The sequence below is a fragment of the Nitrosomonas oligotropha genome (genome assembly GCF_900106555.1).
GTDB classification, from domain to species: Bacteria; Pseudomonadota; Gammaproteobacteria; order Burkholderiales; family Nitrosomonadaceae; genus Nitrosomonas; species Nitrosomonas oligotropha_A.
In genome coordinates this window covers 18,117-37,539 of record NZ_FNOE01000020.1, presented here as the reverse complement: position 1 = coordinate 37,539, position 19,423 = coordinate 18,117, and the positions used below count along the sequence as shown (strand labels likewise).

Below are 19,423 nucleotides of genomic sequence, written 5' to 3'. Positions count from 1 at the left end.
ATTGCTGAATTTGTCAATTTGCACTTGCAAAAAATACAACAAAGAAAGCAATGTCATAATTGATTAATATTTTACAGTGATAGTTTTAACAGTACGGATGTTTCACAAAATAACGCATCATAGTTACTGCTTCATGCGCGAGATCTCCGTTTATCTGAATTAAATCTTTTAAAGTTTTTCAAATTAAATCCGAAATAAAACTTGGTCGATATTTAAGCAATAAAGAAATCAAACGACCGGCAAATTTTAGACTGTGGATATTTTAATTAGCTAGAAGAAACATTCGTAACAGTTTCTGTGACAGTGTTGCTAAGTATAAATGCTTATAGTTAACCAAGTGGTACATCGATTAAGAATGGTTTTTTAATGGGAATGTCTTTTAGTAACCCTTCTTCAGATACTCATATAGTGAATCAAAGAATGGCAAATTTGAGAATGAATTTAAAAGTAGTACTGTTTAAAGGCAAAGATAAATGACCAACAAAACAGAGCACATACTCGCAAGAATCTCGCACAGAAGAATTGATGAAACTAGAGTGTTGATTGTTGTAGATAAATATATCTCTGGCAAGATGTTGAAAAATATACTAAATGATTGGGAATATAATATCATTGGTGTTTGCACTTCAAGTCAAGAAGCTTTAGTTAGAGTTAAAAAAGACAAACCTGATTTGATTCTAACCGACATGGAGCTGAATGATTGTGATGGTATCTACTTGGCGCAGCAATTAAATTTACAAACTGATAGCACGAATCTTTGTATTTATTTCACAGCTTATGCGAGTGACTTGATTGTGCAACGTACCATGACGATCGCTACTTCCATGGGCTGCGATATCAATAAAAACAGTACAAATAGGCATCATGCGGATTTTGAAACTTGTTTCTGTCAATACTATGGTATTGATAAATCCAATGATCATATCAAGCAGCTTTCGGTTCAGCCTATCCGGGTCTTATTAGTCGATGATCAACAAATTGTACTTTGGGGATTGGAAAAGCTGATTAATAGCGAAAAGCCCAGAATGGAAGTTGTTGGAATTGCAACAAATATTTCCGATGCTAAACGCCTTATTCTGGAGAAAAAACCGGATATTGTTATTCTAAACACTTACTTGGATGACATAGATTGCGTAAATCATATTCCTGATTTTGCAAGTGATGGAAATACGCGAGTGGTAATTTTTACTGAATCACATGATAAAGAAATCATTGACAGAGCAGTACTTAGTGGTGCGCGTGGAGTAGTGCACAGAAAAGAATCGATGCAAACGGTACTTCGCGCGATTGAGAAGATTTATGATGGTGAGTTATGGCTTGATCGCATAACAACAGGGCGTATTCTGCTCCAAAATTCACGCATACGTGGAAAAGTCTCTGCTGATGCAGATTCGGACAAGATCACAATGCTGACACGCAAGGAATGCATGATCCTCAAAGCATTCTCAGACGGAAGTGGCGGGGAACAAAATAAGCAGATCGCGGCAAAATTATGCATGAGCGAGCACACATTGCGTAATCACCTGACTTCTATATTTAGCAAATTAGGTATTAAGAATCGATTCAGCTTATTTGCATATGCTAAGCAGCATTTCCAACACGTGGCATCCTCCGTGAACGAGTCAGCTAGAGGTTATTAACACGAGAATGTATTTTCTCGTTTCATCAAACTGACAAAATGATTAGCAAGTCCAAAATTTGAATAGACTGGGAAATTCGCCATAGCAGTAGAGATTCGAGTCAGAGAATTTCTAAATTGTTTCGGATAGTTTCTTCATTTTCCTGGTTTACTCATTTTTCTTTATGTAGTTCAGCGATTAAATCTTAACGGTGTACCCGGACTAATTGCTTTCAAATAGCTGATAAGCGCGAGATCCGAAGGCAGGTTTATCTCTCTCGAGTCACGCTCTGCCGCTCCAAATGTTCCTCCACATCTTTCTGACTGAACCCAATCGCACTGGCAACCCGATCGGCATGACTGACTTTGGAGATGCCAGCGATCAGGCGGTGTGTCGGGCCTTGTGGCATGAATTCGACTTGCAGATACCGGCCGATACCGTCTTTTTGCAGTAACTCACAGAGTTCGTGATTGTGCGTGACCAGCAAAGTACTTGCGCCGAGCTTATGAAATCCCTTCAGGATATATTCCGAAATCGTCATTTTTTCTTCGAAAGTCGTGCCTTCGGATAATTCATCCAGCACCACCAGGCTGCCTGGTGTGGCATTGAAGAATATTTCTCGCGTACGCTGGAGTTCATGGCCGAAGCGTCCCATCGCGGCGCTGAGTTGGCCTGGATCGGGCACTTGATAATAGAGATGCTCCGCCGGAACCAGTTGCCCTTGCGTGGCGGGAATGTAGCAACCGATTTGCCCGAGTAACTGGATTTGCACGATGGTTTTGCAATACGCCGTTTTGCCGCCGCTGTTCGGGCCGGTGATGATTAGTACCCGGCCTGCCAGATCGAGATGCACATCGTTCGGCACATAGTCCGGTATTGCCTTGATCAGCAATGGATTCCTGGCCTGACTGACGGTTAAACGGTGCTGTTTCTCATCGATAATTTCCGGCAATATTTTATCGCCGGTACATGATAGTCCATAGCGGTAGAAAGACAGCAACTCATCGAGTAATCCCAACGCTTCGACTGCTTTGGCCAAATCCGGGCTTTCGCGGAATTGCTTGCGCAGCGGGTAAATGATCGAATCGCGATCGGAGACCCCCATTGCTAGCAGGACAATCGGAAGCACCGGCGCGGTCAGCGCCAGAATGCCGTAACTGATATACGACGTGCCAAATTGCGGCATCAGGGTCTCAAAGAAGAATAAGATGCCATAACCGGCGGCCAGGAAAGTCAGCATCGGTATAATTTTAAATAGCGAAGGCTGGAAGCGCGAATACAGATCAAAACCGGACTTCTCTTTTTTAGTTTTGAATTTTCCGCCCATGGAATAAACCGGGCCTTTCATCAGCGCGTAAGTTCTCGATTGGCCAAAATCATGAATGGCGTCAAGCAGCGTGCGTAAATATGCCGACTGCGGGCGTGGTAATGCGGCGGCTTTCTCAACCAGATCCACCGCAAATTGGGTGCCGTCCTGATACTGCCGGTAGCCGTAGCCGCCGAATTCCAGCTTATCGCTGCGACTGCTCGGTTCATCGGTTGCAAAACCGCCGGAAAACTCGCCGTACAGCAGATGCTTCAATGTCCGTTCACCGGAAACGACTTTCTCGGTGAGGGTCGCTAAAGCGCTATAAAGCTCTGGGTTCGTTTCGATTTCACGCAGCGCGATCTGTTTTTGCTGTATGACCTGCGCATCCTGATCCGGGCGGGCTAGCGACCGGTATAGCGCCATGCGGCCGGTTTCGGTTTTTGTGCGGTCAATGGTATGAAACAGCGCTTCGGTTTCTATCGCCGCAAATGTTTTCGGATCAAGCGCTTCGTAATCCGCTTCTGTTGGTCGTATATCCTCCATGCTTCGGGGTTGGTCGGAATCGGATAAGATGAATTTTTTGCGCCAGATATCAATCATACGAAAATGTCTATGCAAGGTTTTTGATGAATTGCCAGCAAACGGCTTTATGCGTTAACGAACGTGTAAAATACGCATATTTGCAACGAAACACAACACACGATCACCGGATATCGTACTGATCTCATTCACCCAATCATGCCGCCCCTCAAGAAACCGTTCAAATTAATCAGCTTTGCCCTTATGGCTGGTGCAATCGCACTGGCCGGTTGGTATTACACCCGCCCCAAACCGCTGGAAGTGGAATTGGCCACAATTGCACCAGGCAGTGTCGAAGCCACTATCGTTAACACGCGCGCTGGCACGGTCAAATCCTGTCAGCGTTCCGATCTGGCACCGATTACCGGCGGGCAGATCGCCAAAATCTGGGTGAAGGAAGGCGATCATGTGCAAAAGGGGCAGGTGTTGCTGGAGCTCTGGAGTCAGGATTTGCAAGCGCAACGCGAACTGGCGCAGCGGCAACTGACGATGGCGCAGGAACGGCGCCGCGAAACCTGCATTCTGGCGGAAAACGCCCGGCGCGAATCGAACCGCACGCAACAATTAGTAGAACAAGGTTTTGTCAGCTCACAACGCGCCGACGATGCTAATGCCAATGCGCGCTCGCGTCAGGCCAGTTGTGAAGCGGCCAGCACCGATATCAAACGCGCCGAGGCGCAAATTCGCGTATCGCAAGCCGGAATTGACCGGACTGTGATCGTCGCGCCTTTCTCCGGGGTGATTGGTAAAATTTCCGGTGAGCTGGGCGAATTCACCACACCGTCGCCTCCGGGCATTCCCACTCCGCCGACGATCGATCTGATCGACGACAGTTGTTTATACGTCACGGCGCCGATGGACGAAGTCGATGCGCCCAAAATCAAAGTCGGGCAAGAAGCGCGTATTACACTGGACGCGATGCCGGGCAAAATTTTTCCCGGAAAAATCCGGCGCATTGCGCCTTATGTGACTGAAATCGAGAAACAGGCGCGTACCGTCGATATCGAAGTGGATTTTCTGCAAGTTCCGGCGGATACGCTGCTGGTGGGTTACAGCGCCGATGTCGAAGTCGTGCTGGAACGCAAGGACGATGTGCTGCGTATTCCAACGCAAGCAATCCGGCAAGATAATAAAGTCTGGTTAGTGGATACCAATGATCGCCTGGCGGAACAGACGCTGGAAACCGGCCTGAGCAACTGGAGCTTCACCGAAATCCGCACCGGCCTTAAAGCGGGAGACCGCGTGCTGATCTCATTTGATCAAGACAAAATCAAAGCCGGTGTTGCGGTGCAACCCAAGAATCCATGATCCACCTGAGTGCGATTACGCGCACGTTTCACATGGGTGATCAGGTGGTGAATGCGTTAAGCGACATCAATCTGCACATCGCCTCCGGCGAGTATGTCTCGATCATGGGGCCTTCCGGCTCGGGAAAATCCACGCTGCTGAATATCATCGGCTTGCTGGACCGGCCCGATAGCGGGCGTTATGAACTCGATGACCGGCTGATCACCGATTTGCCGGAAACGGAACAAGCGCAAATCCGCCGGGAAAAAATCGGTTTCGTGTTTCAGTCGTTCCATCTGATTCCGCGCCTGACCGCAGCGGAAAATATCGAACTGCCGCTAGTCTTGAGCGGCATCCCGCCGGAACAGCGGCAAATCCGTGTCAATGACGCGTTGCAAGCCTTTGAGCTGAAACAGCGCGCCAGTCACCGTCCCGCCGAGCTTTCCGGCGGACAACGCCAGCGTGTGGCGATTGCACGCGCGACGATCATGCGGCCCAGCGTCATTCTGGCCGATGAACCGACGGGAAATCTGGATCATCAGATCGGCGCTGAGGTGATGGCGCTGCTGGAAAATCTGCATCATGGCGGAACTACATTGATTGTCGTCACGCACGACCGCGAACTGGGCGCGCGTGCGCACCGCCAGATCGCGATGCGTGATGGGAAAATACTCACGGATCAAACCGATGACGCTGGTTGATACCTTACAAACGTCGTTTAAAACGGTTGTCAGTTACCGTGTCCGTTCGTTGCTGATCATCCTGGCGATGGCGCTGGGGGTGGCAGCTGTCGTGGTGTTAACGGCGCTAGGCGACGGTGCGCGGCAATATGTCATCAATCAATTTTCTTCCATCGGCACTAATTTGCTGGTCGTATTACCGGGGCGCGCGGAAACTTCCGGTTCATTTCTCGGCGCCGTGCTCGGCCAAACGCCGCGCGATCTGACGTTGAAAGATGCGCAACTGCTGGGCCGGTTGCCGCAAGTGCGGCGTTATGCGCCGCTCAATGTTGGCGCTGCGGAATTATCCGGTGCCAATCGCCTGCGCGAAGTTACGGTGCTGGGCAGCAATGCCGACTTGATACCCATCCGGCACATGAAATTGGCGCAGGGAGGTTTTCTGGCGCACGGTACCGAGCGCAATGCGCAAATCGTATTGGGTGCAAAAATTGCCAATGAATTCTTTCCCCGCAGCCAGGCCATCGGCCAGCGCGTGCGCTTGGGCGATAGCCGGTTTATCGTATCCGGTGTGCTGGCGGCGCAGGGGGAATCGATGGGGTTTAATACCGATGAAATCGTTATCATCCCGATTGACTATGCGCAAGCCATGTTCAACACCACATCGTTATTCCGCATCTTGATCGAAGCCAAAAGCCACAATGTGATTGAACCCGCCAAGCAGGCTATATTAGCCGCATTGAAGCAGAGTCATGATGGCGAAGAGGATATTACCGTGATTACGCAAGACGCCATCCTCGCGACTTTCGACCGGATTCTTCACACCATGACGCTGGCTGTCGCCGGAATTGCCGCGATCAGCTTGATTGTCGCCGGGATTCTGGTGATGAACGTGATGCTGGTGGCGGTCAACCAGCGTACGGCGGAAATCGGTTTACTGAAAGCCATTGGCGCCACATCCCGGGATATTCGCCGGTTATTTTTCGCCGAGGCGGTGTGGCTGTCGTTTGCCGGTGCTATTCTCGGATTTCTGTTGGGTCAATCCGGCAGCTTGATGCTACGCCTGGCTTATCCGCAGCTTCCCGCCTGGGCACCCGCCTGGGCTTCGATTGCCGGAATCCTGGTGGCGCTCATTACCGGGGTCTTGGCCTGTCTTTGGCCTGCCAGCCAAGCGGCGCGGCTCGACGCCGTAAAAGCCCTGAGTAAACGTTAAGTAAGCGCTAAAAAAGCAATCAACAAACGATGAACACAATCGACACATTGCAGTTTGCTTTCCGGTCGTTAACGGCACATCGGCTGCGCACGGTTCTGTCGGCATCCGGAATCGCCGTTGGTATCGCTGCTGTGGTTTTGCTGACTGCGATCGGTGATGGTGTACAGCGTTTCGTGCTGACCGAATTCACGCAATTCGGCACCAATATCGTTACGATTACGCCGGGCAAGATCAACACGCATGGCGGTTCGTTGGGTGCGATCGGCAGCGCGCGGTTGCTGACCATTGAAGATGCCATCGCATTGAAACAAAGCCGCTACGCGCAATACACCAACGCCAGTGTGACCGGCAATGCGGAAATCCGCGCGCAAGGCCGCAGCCGCCGGGTAACGGCGTACGGCCAGGGACCTGATTTTGCGCGGGCATTTAATATGCAAATCGCTATCGGGCAATTTCTACCAGACGACGATCCGCGTAATCCGCGTGCGTATGCCGTGCTCGGTGCCAAAGTGCGCAACGAATTGTTCGGTGACGCCAATCCGCTCGGTGCGTTGCTGCAAGTCGGCGGAACGCGTTTTCGCGTTATCGGCATCATGGCGCCGAAAGGCAATGTAATCGGCTTTGATCTGGATGACACCGTTTTCGTCCCTACCGCGCGGGCATTGGAAGTATTCAACCGTCAAGGCGTGATGGAGATTAATTTTTCCTATCACCCGGATGCGCCGGTGCAAGCCGTGGTCAGCGATATTAACCGCATTCTGATCGCACGGCATGGACGCGAGGATTTTACCGTTAGGCCGCAACAGCAGATGCTCAGCACGTTATCCACCGTGCTCAGTGTATTGAAGTTCGCGGTCGCGGCGCTGGGCGGTATTTCGCTGATTGTCGGCGCGGTTGGCATGATCACGCTGATGCACATCGCCGTTTCCGAGCGGGTATCGGAAATCGGCTTACTCACCGCATTAGGCGCCACGCGCGGGCGCATCCGCTTGTTGTTTTTATTGGAATCGACCGCATTGTCGGCCATCGGCGGCCTGGCGGGGTTGCTCATCGGATCGGGTATTGCAGGACTGCTGAAATTGCTGATCAGCGGATTGCCGGTGAATATTCCGTGGAATTTTGTGCTTGGCGCGTTGTGCTTATCGCTGGCGATCGGTCTCGCTGCCGGTGTGGTGCCCGCCATGCGCGCGGCAAAACTGAATCCGGTGGATGCCTTACGCGCCGATTAGGTATCGTTTATCCGGCTGCAGCACCGGGCCCAATGACAATGGACAATGTCATGCACTCGTTTTGGGTTAAGATATAATCGAACGCACTTCGATCATACAAGGGTGGGGTTCGGTGTGCTGGCATGTAAACAAAGCCTGAAAAGCGCGATCAAGCTCTGTAATATCGTAGTATTGACCCATTTTGGCATTGCGTCATGTCATGCGGTTAACTTTACCTACAAGGGTGGCCCCAGGATCAAGTCCGATGACGGTAACTTCGAGATCGGTCTGAATGGCCGCGGCCACTTCGATGTGCATTCGTTGTATCCGGATCAGGCAAATCCGGATTATCCTGCGTTTGGCAGTCAGCTTTTGAGCGGTAATGATCGCGACGGATTCAATTGGCGTAGAACCTACGCGACGATCACCGGAAAAGTTTACGGTATTAATTTTAAATTCGAGAATGACTTTGCAGTCAATGCCACTACCGCTTTTCCGCATAGCCTGCGCGAAGCCTGGGTAGCTGCCAAATTAGGGCCGGGCCAGCTCACGGTCGGGCAATTCAAAGCGTACCGGGGTTTGGAAGAAATCACCAGTTCCAACGAAATTACCTTCATGGAACGCCCATCCACATCATCCACCGGAATCTACAACGGAAGGCAGTTTTTAACCGGCATCGGCTACCGCGCGCTAGTCAAGGATAACCTGGGTTTCGGTGTCGATGTGATGAGCCTGTCGCATTTCGGCCTGCCTGTGGAAGGCATCAGTTATGGCGGACGCGTGGTTTGGCTGCCGGTCTATAAAGAAGGCCATATTCTGCATCTCGGACTTTCCGCCAGCCGGGATACCGCCAATAAAGATTCGCTGTCCGCCCGAATTGTCGATGTGTACGGTGGACGCCAAGGCATCAGCCAATCGCTGGGAGCCGCCGGAGCCAGCTTGGGCGCGCCCAATCACAATAGCCAGTCGACTTTTGCCGCGGAAGCGGCGTATTCCGCCGGACCGTTCACGCTGCAAGGCGAATACGCCATCGCGCGGCTCGATAACACGCATCAAGTCAGCGGAAGCAACCGGGATTCCACGATTCAGGCTTTCTATGCGCAGGCAAGCTGGTTTGTTACCGGGGAACATGCCGTGTATAGAAAAGACCGTGGCGCTTTCGGCAAGCCGCAGCCAAGCGGCAAATGGGGTGCGCTGGAATTGGCCGGGCGCTATGATCTGGCGGAAAATTTCAGTCAAAGTCTCAGCGCCAATCCGTGCCGCAGCGGCACATCGAGATGCCAGGTTCAAGTCATTACACTGGGTTTGAATTGGTATCCGTATCCGAATACCCGTTTCATGTTTAACTACTACCTGACCGAAGCCATGCGCGGAAATGCTGGCATAGGTACTGCGGCGCATACCGATCATCTGTCGGTTTTTTCTTTCCGCACTCAAGTCAGTTTCTAATGCGCGAAGTAAGATAGAATAATCTTTGCTATCCGTTCCGATGCAGCCCACAATAATTGAGGAGATCACCATGCGTATTTTGCTCGTTTTACTCACAACTTTTTTGATAAACCCCGTTTATGCCGCCTGCAACAGTTCACTGTTGGATCAGAATTTCCGCAAGCTTGCCGGAAGCGATACGGTGAATTTATGCGAAGCTTATTCCGGCAAAGTGCTGCTCGTTGTTAACACTGCCAGTAAATGCGGTTACACGCCGCAGTATGAAGGCTTGGAAAAATTGCACGAAACCTATGAGCAGAAAGGGCTGGTTGTATTGGGCTTCCCGTCCAACGACTTTATGGGACAGGAACCCGGAACCGAAACGGAAATTCAGGATTTCTGCCGCCTGACTTACGATGTCAAATTCCCGATGTTCGAAAAAACCCCGGTGAAAAAAGGCCATGCCCATCCTTTCTATGTGCAACTGGCGGAATTATCGGGCACTTATCCAACCTGGAATTTCCAGAAATACCTGATCGGGCGCGACGGCAAGCTGATCACACAATTTACTCCGCATACCAAGCCTTCCGATTCGGCAGTAGTGTCGGCGATCGAGCAGGCTTTAAAACAGTAACGCGATGAACCAGGAACCTGATTCTTCAGGTAATCCAGGCGAACAAAAGCCGGGAATCAGTATTGCCTCGATTCTGGGGTTGTCGGTGTTTTTGGGATTAATCACCGGTGCCGGGGCCGGTGTGTCGTTCATCCTGCCGGTCACGTTGATTTCCGCGCTCATTCTCTATTTCAAACGGGATAAGATTGCCGCCGCCGATGTGAAAAAGAGCGCGCAATCGCACGCCAAGCCAGCCAAGAGTCATTATGCTTGGCCGGAACCGGGGCAATTTGCCTGCACCGTCTCGGCAGCGCCGTATCAAAAGGCAATCGAGCAGTTGATGCAAGAAAATAGTATCCGTTTTGAAACCGCCACGGCCCCGCAATCGTATGACTTCAGAGTCGAACTGATCCCTGATGCAAGCAATCCCTTTGATACCGACGTCGTGCGCGTTGAAATCCACAGCCATACCATCGGTCACTTCAGCCGCCAGCAAGCGCACAGTTTTCGGGACAAACTCAAGGAAATGGAATTGGAGGATCAAATCACGACGTGCCGCGCGATACTGACACGGAATAACGAGACGGATGGCAAAAAAACCGGTTATGGTGTGAAGTTGGATATTGAGGCGTCTGAATAGTACAAACTTGTTTCTTGTTTTTTGGCAACGAATAATCTTTCATTACGTTTGCTAAAAAATCCGAAGCAATCTCATTGTAAGTTGAAATCAACATGCCACTTCATCTGCGCATTGCCCGCCCCGTCAGCAATCTGGAACAATCGGTAACACGTTATCGTAATGGCCTGGGTCTTGAGGAAATCGGCCGTTTCGAGGATCACGAAGGATTTGACGGTGTGATGCTTGGAAAGCCCGGATTGGATTATCATTTAGAGCTTACTTACTGCTGCACTCATCCTATTGTTCCAACACCGACACCGGAAGATCTGCTGGTTTTTTATCTGACGGAAATAGACGAATGGCGGGAAACTTGTTTACGCATGCTGGCTGCGGGTTTTATCGAAGTGGCATCGTTCAATCCTTACTGGCAATATCACGGATGCACATTTGAAGATGATGATCGCTATCGCATCGTGCTGCAACAGGCCGCTTGGGGATAATTCCTTTCGGGATCGGGATCGGGAGCGTTCAGGAGATTCGATACACACTTTTTTGAAGCGGAATCAACGTTTACTATAATCTTTAACCCTGAAAACTTCTTCACCCACGTGTCCTGTGTGAGCGAAGAAGCTTTTTGCAGTGCAACTGAATGCGTATGGAACTAATTTACGCGGATGCCAATATACGTGGCGTTATTGGTTTCGCTGCGTTCACTATAGGCATTGTTGTAATCGATGATGGCGCCAACCCAGTAAGTTTGTCCGCTGACCAGATCGGATGGGATGACCAGGAAGGTATTGAATGTGGTGTCCGGAACGCCCCGGTATAAGGTAACGTTGCCTTCACCCAGGAACCGGTCGGCCACGCTGATGATGTCATTGCTTGACAGGTAATAGCCAACCTTGGCGGCCAGCGGACTGGTTTTACCAAGATTTTCATAGGTTAGTTCGAGCTTGATGGTTTGCCCCTTGTTGACGCGATACACGGGCTCGGTCGTGCCAGCCACTTTTGTCAGTTCGATGTTCGACGTATTGAGGATGCGGGTGCGGCCATGCGTACTGTATTCGCCGCTGCTGCCGATATGTTTCCAATGAACCACGCCGAGATCTTCCGGACCGCCTGCCCATAAGCCGTACACTGCTACCAGTCCATTGTTGGCATCCTCGCCGCTGTAGGCGGTTGCAGTCGCGCCGTTGGCGTGGATATGCGTCCAATCGGATCCCATGATGTTATAGGTATTGGCGGTATGGGCCAATCCGGCGGCGTGGCCAAATTCGTGCATGGCAGTCGTTTGGAATGGCCGGTTTGCACCGCCGTAGGGCCAGAGGCTGGTTTTGCTGGTGGTGTAGTGATAGGCCACGCTGTTATTGAATATGACATCCGCTTCTTTCAGCGCGCAATCGCTTTTAAACCAAACATAAGTGACTGCCGGATAGGTGCCGATGTTCGGGCCGTTATTGGCTTCCCACCAGGCTTCGTTTTCATTGTTGTTGGCGGCGACGGCGGGTTCGTTCCAAACCACGCCGAAGCTCAGGTTGCTGGGATTGCCGTTCCAATGTGAAATCACCGAGGATAGGGCATCCCGCCACGGGCCTACGGGAAAGCCGACGGATGATGCGCGGACGGTGTAATTGTTGCCGCTCCATTTGGTTGAACTGCCGCCGCATTTGATCGTGGTGTAAGCGAATGCCTGCTGAGTCATGCTAGCTAGAAACAGTGCGGCAAGTAATTGGTTGAGTCGCGATGCGTTCATGATAAGTCTCCTAATCGTTGGTTCCTGCTGTGAGTGCAGTGTTCAAATTCCGTGCTGAAATGCGTTTTAATGTTTGCGGATCGCCATTTCTTCCGGGCGTATCGCTTCCGGATCAAGTTTGTGGATAACCGGTGTCACAGCTGGTGCGGCCAGCGGTTTTGCTTTTCCAATGGAGAACTGCTCATGAACGGGAACGCTTCTGGCTGCTTTGAGGGTGCTGAGTGCTTGCGGGGTATAGTGCTGATTCACGCTATCGCCAAGGAATTTACGGAATTGCACCGGTGTCAGCTTTTTAGCATCGGCTGGCGGAGTCCACTCCGCTTTGTTTTCGGTTTCAAAAGTAAACTCGTGGACACCAATGCGGTGGGTTACACTTTTCTTTTCTTCATTGAATTTGCCTTGGTCGAGCTGGCCATTGCTGAGCAACCAGATTTCTTGCCAGGCATCCGAATGCACGGCATCTTTGCTGATGCGGAAACGGCCAAAATTACCGCCGACCACCGGCGAAATTTCCACGCCGTTGCCGCGCACAAATACGATATCCTGATCGCCCGCTTGGAATAACGGTACACCCGGAATAATAAGGGTATTGCCGGTATCGTCAGGCCCGCCGCGGAAACGCAGCGTGATCAATTTATCTTCACTGGAGCGGCCCTTGAAGTTCCGAGTGATCTCGTAAGTGACATAGGTATGCGGCATGGATACATCATCCGCTTTAAGAATATCCGAGGTGCGGTATTCGACATTGACGACCTTACCTTCAAAAATCAGATCGGCGTTGTGCACCAGCTCCGAAGTGTTGGTGCCGTCCGCGTGCGACGCATGCGTGGACGTGATAACCATCGACAGGGTCAAACCCAGAATTGCTGCTGCTAGTGTTTTTACTTTCATCATAGTTCTCCTCAAACGGGGTGGATCGTTGCGTTGCTGAACCGGTTTTGCATAAAACCGTAAAAATTAAAGCAGATGCCAAAAGATAAGATTTTTTGCCGGCTCAGTCAGTGACAAAAACCACAGTCCCATGCCGTCAAATGAATGCGTTGCAGTTTATGATGGATTTTCAATGCAGTAGAAGTGGATGTGCGATGCTCTTGCTGCGTTTATTATCATCAGCAGTCAATTGCATGCGTGATCAGCCCGGTTTTAACCATCGATGAGAACGCGTATGCTCACGGTGACAGCATAGAGAAAGGAGATAACGATCATACCATCGGTAAATTCGTACTTGGCATGATGGGGTAATTGCCGCAGTGCTGGAGTTGACGCATGATTAGCAGGTGTTGTTGTCGCAGACGGTGGGGTATTCAGAATTAAAATCAATCGGGGAATGATTATGCGTTATCCTATACTTAAGATTGTTATTAAGTAGAAGATTATATGTTTGATTCGTTTGGATAATTTATAATGAAGTTGAGTGACAGATATAAATATGAATGTGACACATTTAGATTGCTAATTGAAGAATTTGAGAATCAAGTTAATAATTATTATGAGAAGAATGAACAATATATTAGCGAGATGGTGGCTCATGATGTGGATGAATATCTCCCTCCAAAATTCATTCCAAACTATAAATTAACACTTACCACCTTTTTACTAATTGAAGCTCAAGGTTTACTTGATTTTTTTATTCCGATCATTGTGAATTCCTTGGCAAGAATAAAAAATGTAAGTGTTTCAGATTTTGATGAAACATGGAAAAATGGAAATGTTTTATGCTGGGTAAAGCATGTCCTCAAAGAAGGACTTGGTTTGAAATACGATTTTAATCAGGGTTCATACTGCAAACTTAAAGAGTTCTATAGGATTAGAAATGATTTAATTCATTATGGTGGTTACTTATCAGACAGAAATAAGAAATTGCTGGAGGGAAAAAAGGGTATTCGAGTATCAGAAATCAGTCAGTTGTATGTAATCGAGTTTTCTTACTGTCGGGATTTGATAAATGATATTGAAGAATTTTTCAGTGATATTCACAAAAATTTTTGAAAAATGAATCATTAACTCGATTCAGTAATGAGTTTATGTTTTAGATTAAAGGTATCCAATCTAGTCATCTCGCTTATTTTAGCCTTCCTAATAGGCTATATTGCTGTCGAAACGAAACGTCATATTAATGGATTCATATCGATGAGAATTCACGGATATCAAACTAAGGAAATTTTAAGAAAATATGGCATGGCAAAGCCGCAAGGTATTTGTTGCCTTGCTTTTGAGGAACGACGAAACCGAGTGAGTGATGTTATCAAGCCCTGAAGAATCTCATCGTTGCAATCTCAAGCCTAATGTTAGATTGTCAACCAGGGAGATCGATGTCATCCGTGCGACAGTGCATCGTTTACTTGGAGAAGGAACGCGTATTCGCATTTTTGGTTCCAGAGCGCGGTTGGATGAGAAGGGCGGGGATATCGATATCTTGATCGAAACGGAGCAAAAACTGGCCGATCGCGTGGCAAGCGCATGCCGGTTAACCAGTCAATTGCAGCTGCAACTCGGTGATCAGAAAATCGATGTCATCATCATTGACCCGGAGACACCGGAACAGCCGATCCATCAAATCGCGCGCCAAACCGGTGTAATGTTATGACAGTAGATACGCTCAAAATCGAATCAATCCGATTGCTGGCGCTACTGAAAATCGTGCGGCGCGAAGGTGCATTGCTGCAGAAAACGGATACGAGGCTTTTCAAGGCGAAACTGGATGCTGCCTGGGTGGAGCGGCTGGAAAATGATGATGACCTGGCGGAACGTCTGGATGCGTTTGTGTCGCGTTTTGGCCGGATGCAAGATACCGTGGGAGATAAACTGATACCGGCTCTGCTCCGGTCGATGGCGGAAAAAACCGGTAGTGCGTTGGATAATCTGAATCGGGCTGAAAAGCTCGGTTTTCTGCCGTCGGTCGAGCAGTGGTTGGATGCGCGCAATTTGCGTAACAAGCTGGTGCACGAGTATATGTCCGATCCTGAAGAATTTGCCGCAGCATTGAACAAAGCGCACTTGACGGTTCCATTGCTGGTTACCACCTACAACGCTATTAATCAATATGCCCGTTTACGTCTTTCCAATGCGGAATGGCCGGAGTTACTACCCTAGGGAGAAGCAAAGCACATGAAAATCCATGAATACCAAGCCAAGGAAATTTTACGCCAATACGGTGTCGCGACGCCGCAAGGCATTGCTTGTTTTAGTGTTGACGAAGCAGTAAATGCGGCAAAGCAATTGGGCGGCGAGGTTTGGGCGGTGAAGGCGCAGATTTACGCCGGGGGGCGTGGTAAGGGTGGCGGCGTGAAGGTGGCGCGGTCGCTGAGCGAAGTGCGGCAGCGTGCGGGTGAGATTTTGGGCATGCGGCTGGTGACGCATCAGACCGGTCCGGAAGGGCAAGTGGTGCACCGGCTATTTATCGAGCAGGGTGTGAAGATCGACAAAGAATTTTATGCCGGCATGGTGGTCGACCGGCGGCAGCAGCGCGTGTGTTTGATGGCGAGTTCCGAGGGCGGCATGGAAATCGAGAAAGTGGCGGCGGAAACTCCGGAGAAAATTCATAAAGTGTTTATCGATCCGGTTGCGGGGTTGAGTCAGCAACAAGCCGAGGACATCGCGCAGAAAATCGGCATTCCGGCACACAGCCTGCCGCAGGCTGTGTCGTTACTGCAAGGGCTGTACCGGGCGTTTGACGAGACCGATGCATCGTTGCTGGAGATCAATCCGCTGGCGTTGACCGCGGAAGAACAAGTGATCGCGCTCGACGCCAAAATGAATTTTGACGACAACGCGTTGTTTCGTCACCCCGAAGTCGTCGCGTTGCGCGATCTGGACGAAGAAGATCCGGTCGAGATCGAAGCATCGAAACACGAATTATCGTACATTCCGCTCGACGGCGACATCGGTTGCCTGGTGAATGGAGCGGGGTTGGCGATGGCGACGATGGACATCATCAAACTGTACGGCGGCAACCCGGCCAATTTTCTCGATGTGGGCGGCGGTGCGACGGCGGAAAAGGTCACCGAGGCGTTCAAGCTGATGCTGCGCAATCCCAAATTGCAGGCGATTCTGGTCAATATTTTCGGCGGCATCATGAAATGCGATGTGATTGCGCAAGGTGTGGTCGCCGCGGCGCGTGAGGTGCAGTTGAACGTGCCGCTGGTGGTGCGTCTGGAAGGCACCAACGTCGATCTCGGCAAGCAGATACTCGCCGATTCCGGTTTGCCGATCATCTCGGCGACCGATATGGCCGATGCCGCACAGAAAGCGGTGAACGCGGCGAAGTCGAAACCGTCTTCATGCGGTTGTCAGAGTTAATCATTTCAGGAGCAAAATATGTCTATTCTGATCAATCGCAACAGCCGTGTCATGACACAAGGCATTACCGGGAAAACCGGACAATTTCACACGCGCATGTGCCGTGACTATGCCAACGGTAAGGAATGTTTCGTTGCTGGTGTGAATCCACGCAAGCCGGGTGAGGATTTTGAAGGCATACCGGTTTATGCGTCGGTCAAGGAAGCCAAACAACAAACCGGCGCCAACGTTTCTGTCATTTATGTGCCGCCGCCGTTTGCCGCCGCAGCGATTGACGAAGCGGTGGAAGCTGAGCTGGATCTGGTGATTTGCATCACCGAAGGCATTCCGGTGCGCGATATGATCCGTACACGCGACAAAATGAAGGGCAAGAAAACCCGCTTGATCGGCCCGAACTGCCCCGGCATCATCACGCCGGATGAGCTCAAGATCGGTATCATGCCCGGTTATATCCACAAAAAGGGCCGTATCGGCGTGGTGTCGCGTTCCGGCACGTTGACCTACGAGGCGGTGGCGCAATTGATGGCGCTCGGACTCGGGCAATCCACTTGCATCGGCATCGGCGGCGATCCGGTGAACGGTCTGAAGCATCTCGATGTATTGCAATTGTTCAATGACGACGACGAAACCGATGCCGTGCTGATGGTCGGAGAAATCGGCGGCAGCGACGAGGAGGATTGCGCGCGCTGGGTCAAAGATAATATGCGCAAACCGGTGACAGGGTTCATCGCCGGTGTCACGGCACCTCCGGGTAAACGCATGGGACATGCCGGTGCGATCATTTCCGGCGGCAAGGGAACGGCACAGGAAAAGCTCGATGTGATGGAGTCCTGCGGTATCAAAGTCACGCGCAATCCGGCTGAAATGGGTAAATTGTTGAAATCGGTTTTGTAGTTTATTGAGTAATGAGCAAAGGTACATTCATGCATTTTCGTTTATCATTTTTCGTCATTTTTTTCACCGTCATCGTTTCCGCATGCAGCACAATGCCTGATAAGCAGCATCCGTTGTCCGATAGGCAACTTCCACTGCCCGGTAAGAAGCCGGAGCGGCCCGCAGGTCCGCTGCCGGAAAGTGCTAAGCCCAAATACAACCTGACCGGCTATCCGGAAAATACGCAGCAAGGCTATATCGATGGTTGTGAAACCGCGAAAAGAACCAGCTGGGCTTTCAAAGACCTGAGCCGCTATGAAAAAGACGGACAATACCGGATGGGTTGGGACGATGGTTTTGCCTTGTGCACCGGAAAGAAATAATTCCGCACGGTCATTAAGCCGGATGCCGCGTTTTTATCTTTGCCTCAGCCTGCTGATCCTGCAGGGCGCGTTGCCAGGTGTGGCTTTTTCGCAAGGATTGCCAGCGGCGGTGAAGCAAAAGTTACAGCAACTAGCTATTCCGGAGACGGCGACCGGTGTTTACGTTCAGGAAATCGGCAAAAATCAGCCGATGGTGGCGGTCAATGCCGATGCGGCAATGAATCCGGCATCGGTAATGAAATTGCTGACAACGTACGCCGGGTTGGAATTACTGGGGCCTGCGTATACCTGGCCAACCATGCTGTATGCCAATGGCAAGATCATCGACGGCGTACTGCATGGCGATCTGATCATCAAAGGGTACGGCGATCCCAAGCTGGATCTGGAGAATTTCTGGTTGTTGATTCATCGCCTGCGGCAAACCGGGTTGCACGAGATCAAGGGCAATCTGATACTCGATCACTCGCATTACGATATTCCGTTTGACGATCCGGGCGAGTTCGACGGGCAGCCCTATCGCACCTATAACGTGCTACCGGAAGCGTTGCTGGTGAATTATCGCACATCGACCATTCACCTGTTTCCGGAGCCGGAAAAAAATGCCGTGCGTGTGGTGGTCGATCCCTTGCCGGAATCTTTGCGCGTGCAGAATAATTTAAAGCTGACTCAGGGCAAATGCGGCGATTGGCAGAATTTGCTGACGATCGACGTGACTGCGGACAAGGAAGACAAAAATAATTTTACCGTGGCTTTGAACGGAAATTTTTCCCGGCAATGCGGCAAACAGTCGTATATGTTGAGCTTGCAAGACAGCGCCGTGTATACCCGTGATTTGTTTAAGCGCTTATGGGGCCAGCAGGGCGGTGTGTTTCATGGCGATGTCATGTCTGGGCAGACGCCGCAAAGTTTGTCGCCCTTGAAGATTTATCAATCCCCGCCGCTGGCGGATATCATCCGCGGCATCAATAAATTCAGTAACAATATCGCTGCGCGCCAATTGTATTTAACGCTGGGAATCGGCGATGTGGTGATCAATAATTCACCGGCCACGCTGGCCAAATCCGAGGTGGCGATCCGCCAATGGTTGGCGAGCAAACAACTCAACTTTCCGGAATTGGTCGTGGAAAACGGCTCCGGGTTATCGCGCAAGGAACAGATCAGCGCGCGGCACATGGGGCGATTGTTGCTGGCCGCGTTTAACAGTCCGGTGATGCCGGAGTTCATTTCGTCACTACCGATCGCGGCGGTTGACGGCACGCTGAAGAACCGCTTTACCGATACACCGGTGAAAGGGCTGGCGCATATGAAAACCGGCGCGCTCAACAATGTGCGCGCCTTGGCTGGTTATCTGCTGGATAAATCGGGACGGCGCGTCATCGTGGTCTTTTTTGTCAATCACGAACAGGCCGGACAGTCCCGTGCCGCTATGGATACGCTGGTGCAGTGGGTGTATAACCGGCAATAGGCTTTTCCCTACGATAAATAGGCCTATTGCTTCCAATGCTTTTTCGGCGTAGAGTTTCGACTCAAAGTAGATGATCTATCTTGTAATCAGGTGTTTCC

At 50.5% G+C, this 19,423-nt stretch carries 19 protein-coding genes; 16 read left to right on the top strand and 3 right to left on the bottom strand.

Going from position 1 to position 19,423, the window contains the following annotated elements; translation table 11 throughout:
- Positions 1 to 473: 473 nt before the first annotated feature.
- Positions 474 to 1,640: a response regulator transcription factor gene (locus tag BLU57_RS10965; RefSeq protein WP_090320622.1), complete on the top strand. Its 1,167-nt coding sequence runs from the start codon at positions 474 to 476 to the stop codon at positions 1,638 to 1,640.
- 247 nt (positions 1,641 to 1,887) lie between these two features.
- On the opposite strand, the gene BLU57_RS10960 is transcribed toward BLU57_RS10965, so the two are convergent.
- A complete protein-coding gene (locus BLU57_RS10960; RefSeq protein ID WP_256206245.1) occupies positions 1,888 to 3,471 on the bottom strand; it encodes a MutS-related protein in 1,584 nt (527 codons plus the stop codon).
- Positions 3,472 to 3,666: 195 nt separating this feature from the next.
- Here BLU57_RS10960 and BLU57_RS10955 point away from each other — a divergent pair, with 195 nt between their 5' ends.
- The 8 genes from BLU57_RS10955 to BLU57_RS10920 all read left to right on the top strand — a co-directional run bounded on the left by BLU57_RS10955 (position 3,667) and on the right by BLU57_RS10920 (position 11,052).
- Positions 3,667 to 4,815, top strand: coding sequence for an efflux RND transporter periplasmic adaptor subunit (locus BLU57_RS10955; RefSeq protein WP_090320616.1), 1,149 nt, complete (start codon positions 3,667 to 3,669; stop codon positions 4,813 to 4,815).
- Entirely contained in the window at positions 4,812 to 5,495 is a 684-nt protein-coding gene (locus tag BLU57_RS10950; protein WP_090320613.1) for an ABC transporter ATP-binding protein, read from the top strand. The genes BLU57_RS10955 and BLU57_RS10950 overlap by 4 nt, the downstream gene beginning before the upstream one ends.
- Positions 5,482 to 6,684, top strand: a complete 1,203-nt coding sequence (locus BLU57_RS10945) for an ABC transporter permease (RefSeq protein WP_090320610.1) — start codon at positions 5,482 to 5,484, stop codon at positions 6,682 to 6,684. The genes BLU57_RS10950 and BLU57_RS10945 overlap by 14 nt, the downstream gene beginning before the upstream one ends.
- Before the next feature lie 29 nt (positions 6,685 to 6,713).
- Positions 6,714 to 7,913, top strand: a complete 1,200-nt coding sequence (locus BLU57_RS10940) for an ABC transporter permease (RefSeq protein WP_090320607.1) — start codon at positions 6,714 to 6,716, stop codon at positions 7,911 to 7,913.
- Positions 7,914 to 8,027: 114 nt separating this feature from the next.
- The gene (locus BLU57_RS10935; RefSeq protein WP_256206243.1) at positions 8,028 to 9,341 is read left to right on the top strand and encodes an OprO/OprP family phosphate-selective porin; all 1,314 of its coding nucleotides are present in this window, start codon (positions 8,028 to 8,030) and stop codon (positions 9,339 to 9,341) included.
- A gap of 70 nt (positions 9,342 to 9,411) precedes the next feature.
- Positions 9,412 to 9,954 (top strand): glutathione peroxidase, encoded by a 543-nt coding sequence (locus BLU57_RS10930; protein ID WP_090320604.1) that lies wholly within the window; start codon positions 9,412 to 9,414, stop codon positions 9,952 to 9,954.
- 4 nt (positions 9,955 to 9,958) lie between these two features.
- Positions 9,959 to 10,573: a hypothetical protein gene (locus BLU57_RS10925; protein WP_090320601.1), complete on the top strand. Its 615-nt coding sequence runs from the start codon at positions 9,959 to 9,961 to the stop codon at positions 10,571 to 10,573.
- A 92-nt stretch (positions 10,574 to 10,665) separates the two neighbouring features.
- Positions 10,666 to 11,052, top strand: coding sequence for a VOC family protein (locus tag BLU57_RS10920; RefSeq protein WP_090320598.1), 387 nt, complete (start codon positions 10,666 to 10,668; stop codon positions 11,050 to 11,052).
- Between the two features lie 161 nt (positions 11,053 to 11,213).
- Here the strand turns inward: BLU57_RS10920 and BLU57_RS10915 are convergent, their stop codons facing one another.
- Entirely contained in the window at positions 11,214 to 12,305 is a 1,092-nt protein-coding gene (locus BLU57_RS10915) for a zinc metalloprotease (protein ID WP_090320595.1), read from the bottom strand.
- A 66-nt stretch (positions 12,306 to 12,371) separates the two neighbouring features.
- Positions 12,372 to 13,199, bottom strand: coding sequence for a hypothetical protein (locus tag BLU57_RS10910; protein WP_143026969.1), 828 nt, complete (start codon positions 13,197 to 13,199; stop codon positions 12,372 to 12,374).
- A gap of 510 nt (positions 13,200 to 13,709) precedes the next feature.
- Between BLU57_RS10910 and BLU57_RS10905 the strand changes: the two genes are divergently transcribed.
- The 7 genes from BLU57_RS10905 to dacB all read left to right on the top strand — a co-directional run bounded on the left by BLU57_RS10905 (position 13,710) and on the right by dacB (position 19,325).
- Complete coding sequence (locus BLU57_RS10905) at positions 13,710 to 14,294, top strand: hypothetical protein (RefSeq protein ID WP_090320590.1); 585 nt, start codon at positions 13,710 to 13,712, stop codon at positions 14,292 to 14,294.
- 304 nt (positions 14,295 to 14,598) lie between these two features.
- Entirely contained in the window at positions 14,599 to 14,892 is a 294-nt protein-coding gene (locus BLU57_RS10900) for a nucleotidyltransferase domain-containing protein (protein WP_090320587.1), read from the top strand.
- Positions 14,889 to 15,398 carry a hypothetical protein gene (locus BLU57_RS10895; RefSeq protein ID WP_090320584.1) on the top strand — a complete coding sequence of 170 codons (510 nt, stop codon included), beginning with the start codon at positions 14,889 to 14,891 and terminating at the stop codon, positions 15,396 to 15,398. Before BLU57_RS10900 ends, BLU57_RS10895 begins: the two co-directional genes overlap by 4 nt.
- Before the next feature lie 15 nt (positions 15,399 to 15,413).
- On the top strand, positions 15,414 to 16,604 hold the full coding sequence (gene sucC / locus BLU57_RS10890) for an ADP-forming succinate--CoA ligase subunit beta (RefSeq protein ID WP_090320581.1): 1,191 nt from the start codon (positions 15,414 to 15,416) through the stop codon (positions 16,602 to 16,604).
- An 18-nt stretch (positions 16,605 to 16,622) separates the two neighbouring features.
- Positions 16,623 to 17,498, top strand: a complete 876-nt coding sequence (sucD, locus tag BLU57_RS10885; protein ID WP_090320578.1) for a succinate--CoA ligase subunit alpha — start codon at positions 16,623 to 16,625, stop codon at positions 17,496 to 17,498.
- A 29-nt stretch (positions 17,499 to 17,527) separates the two neighbouring features.
- Entirely contained in the window at positions 17,528 to 17,860 is a 333-nt protein-coding gene (locus tag BLU57_RS10880; protein WP_090320681.1) for a hypothetical protein, read from the top strand.
- Positions 17,793 to 19,325, top strand: a complete 1,533-nt coding sequence (dacB, locus tag BLU57_RS10875; RefSeq protein WP_256206242.1) for a D-alanyl-D-alanine carboxypeptidase/D-alanyl-D-alanine endopeptidase — start codon at positions 17,793 to 17,795, stop codon at positions 19,323 to 19,325. The genes BLU57_RS10880 and dacB overlap by 68 nt, the downstream gene beginning before the upstream one ends.
- The last annotated feature ends 98 nt before the right edge of the window (positions 19,326 to 19,423 follow it).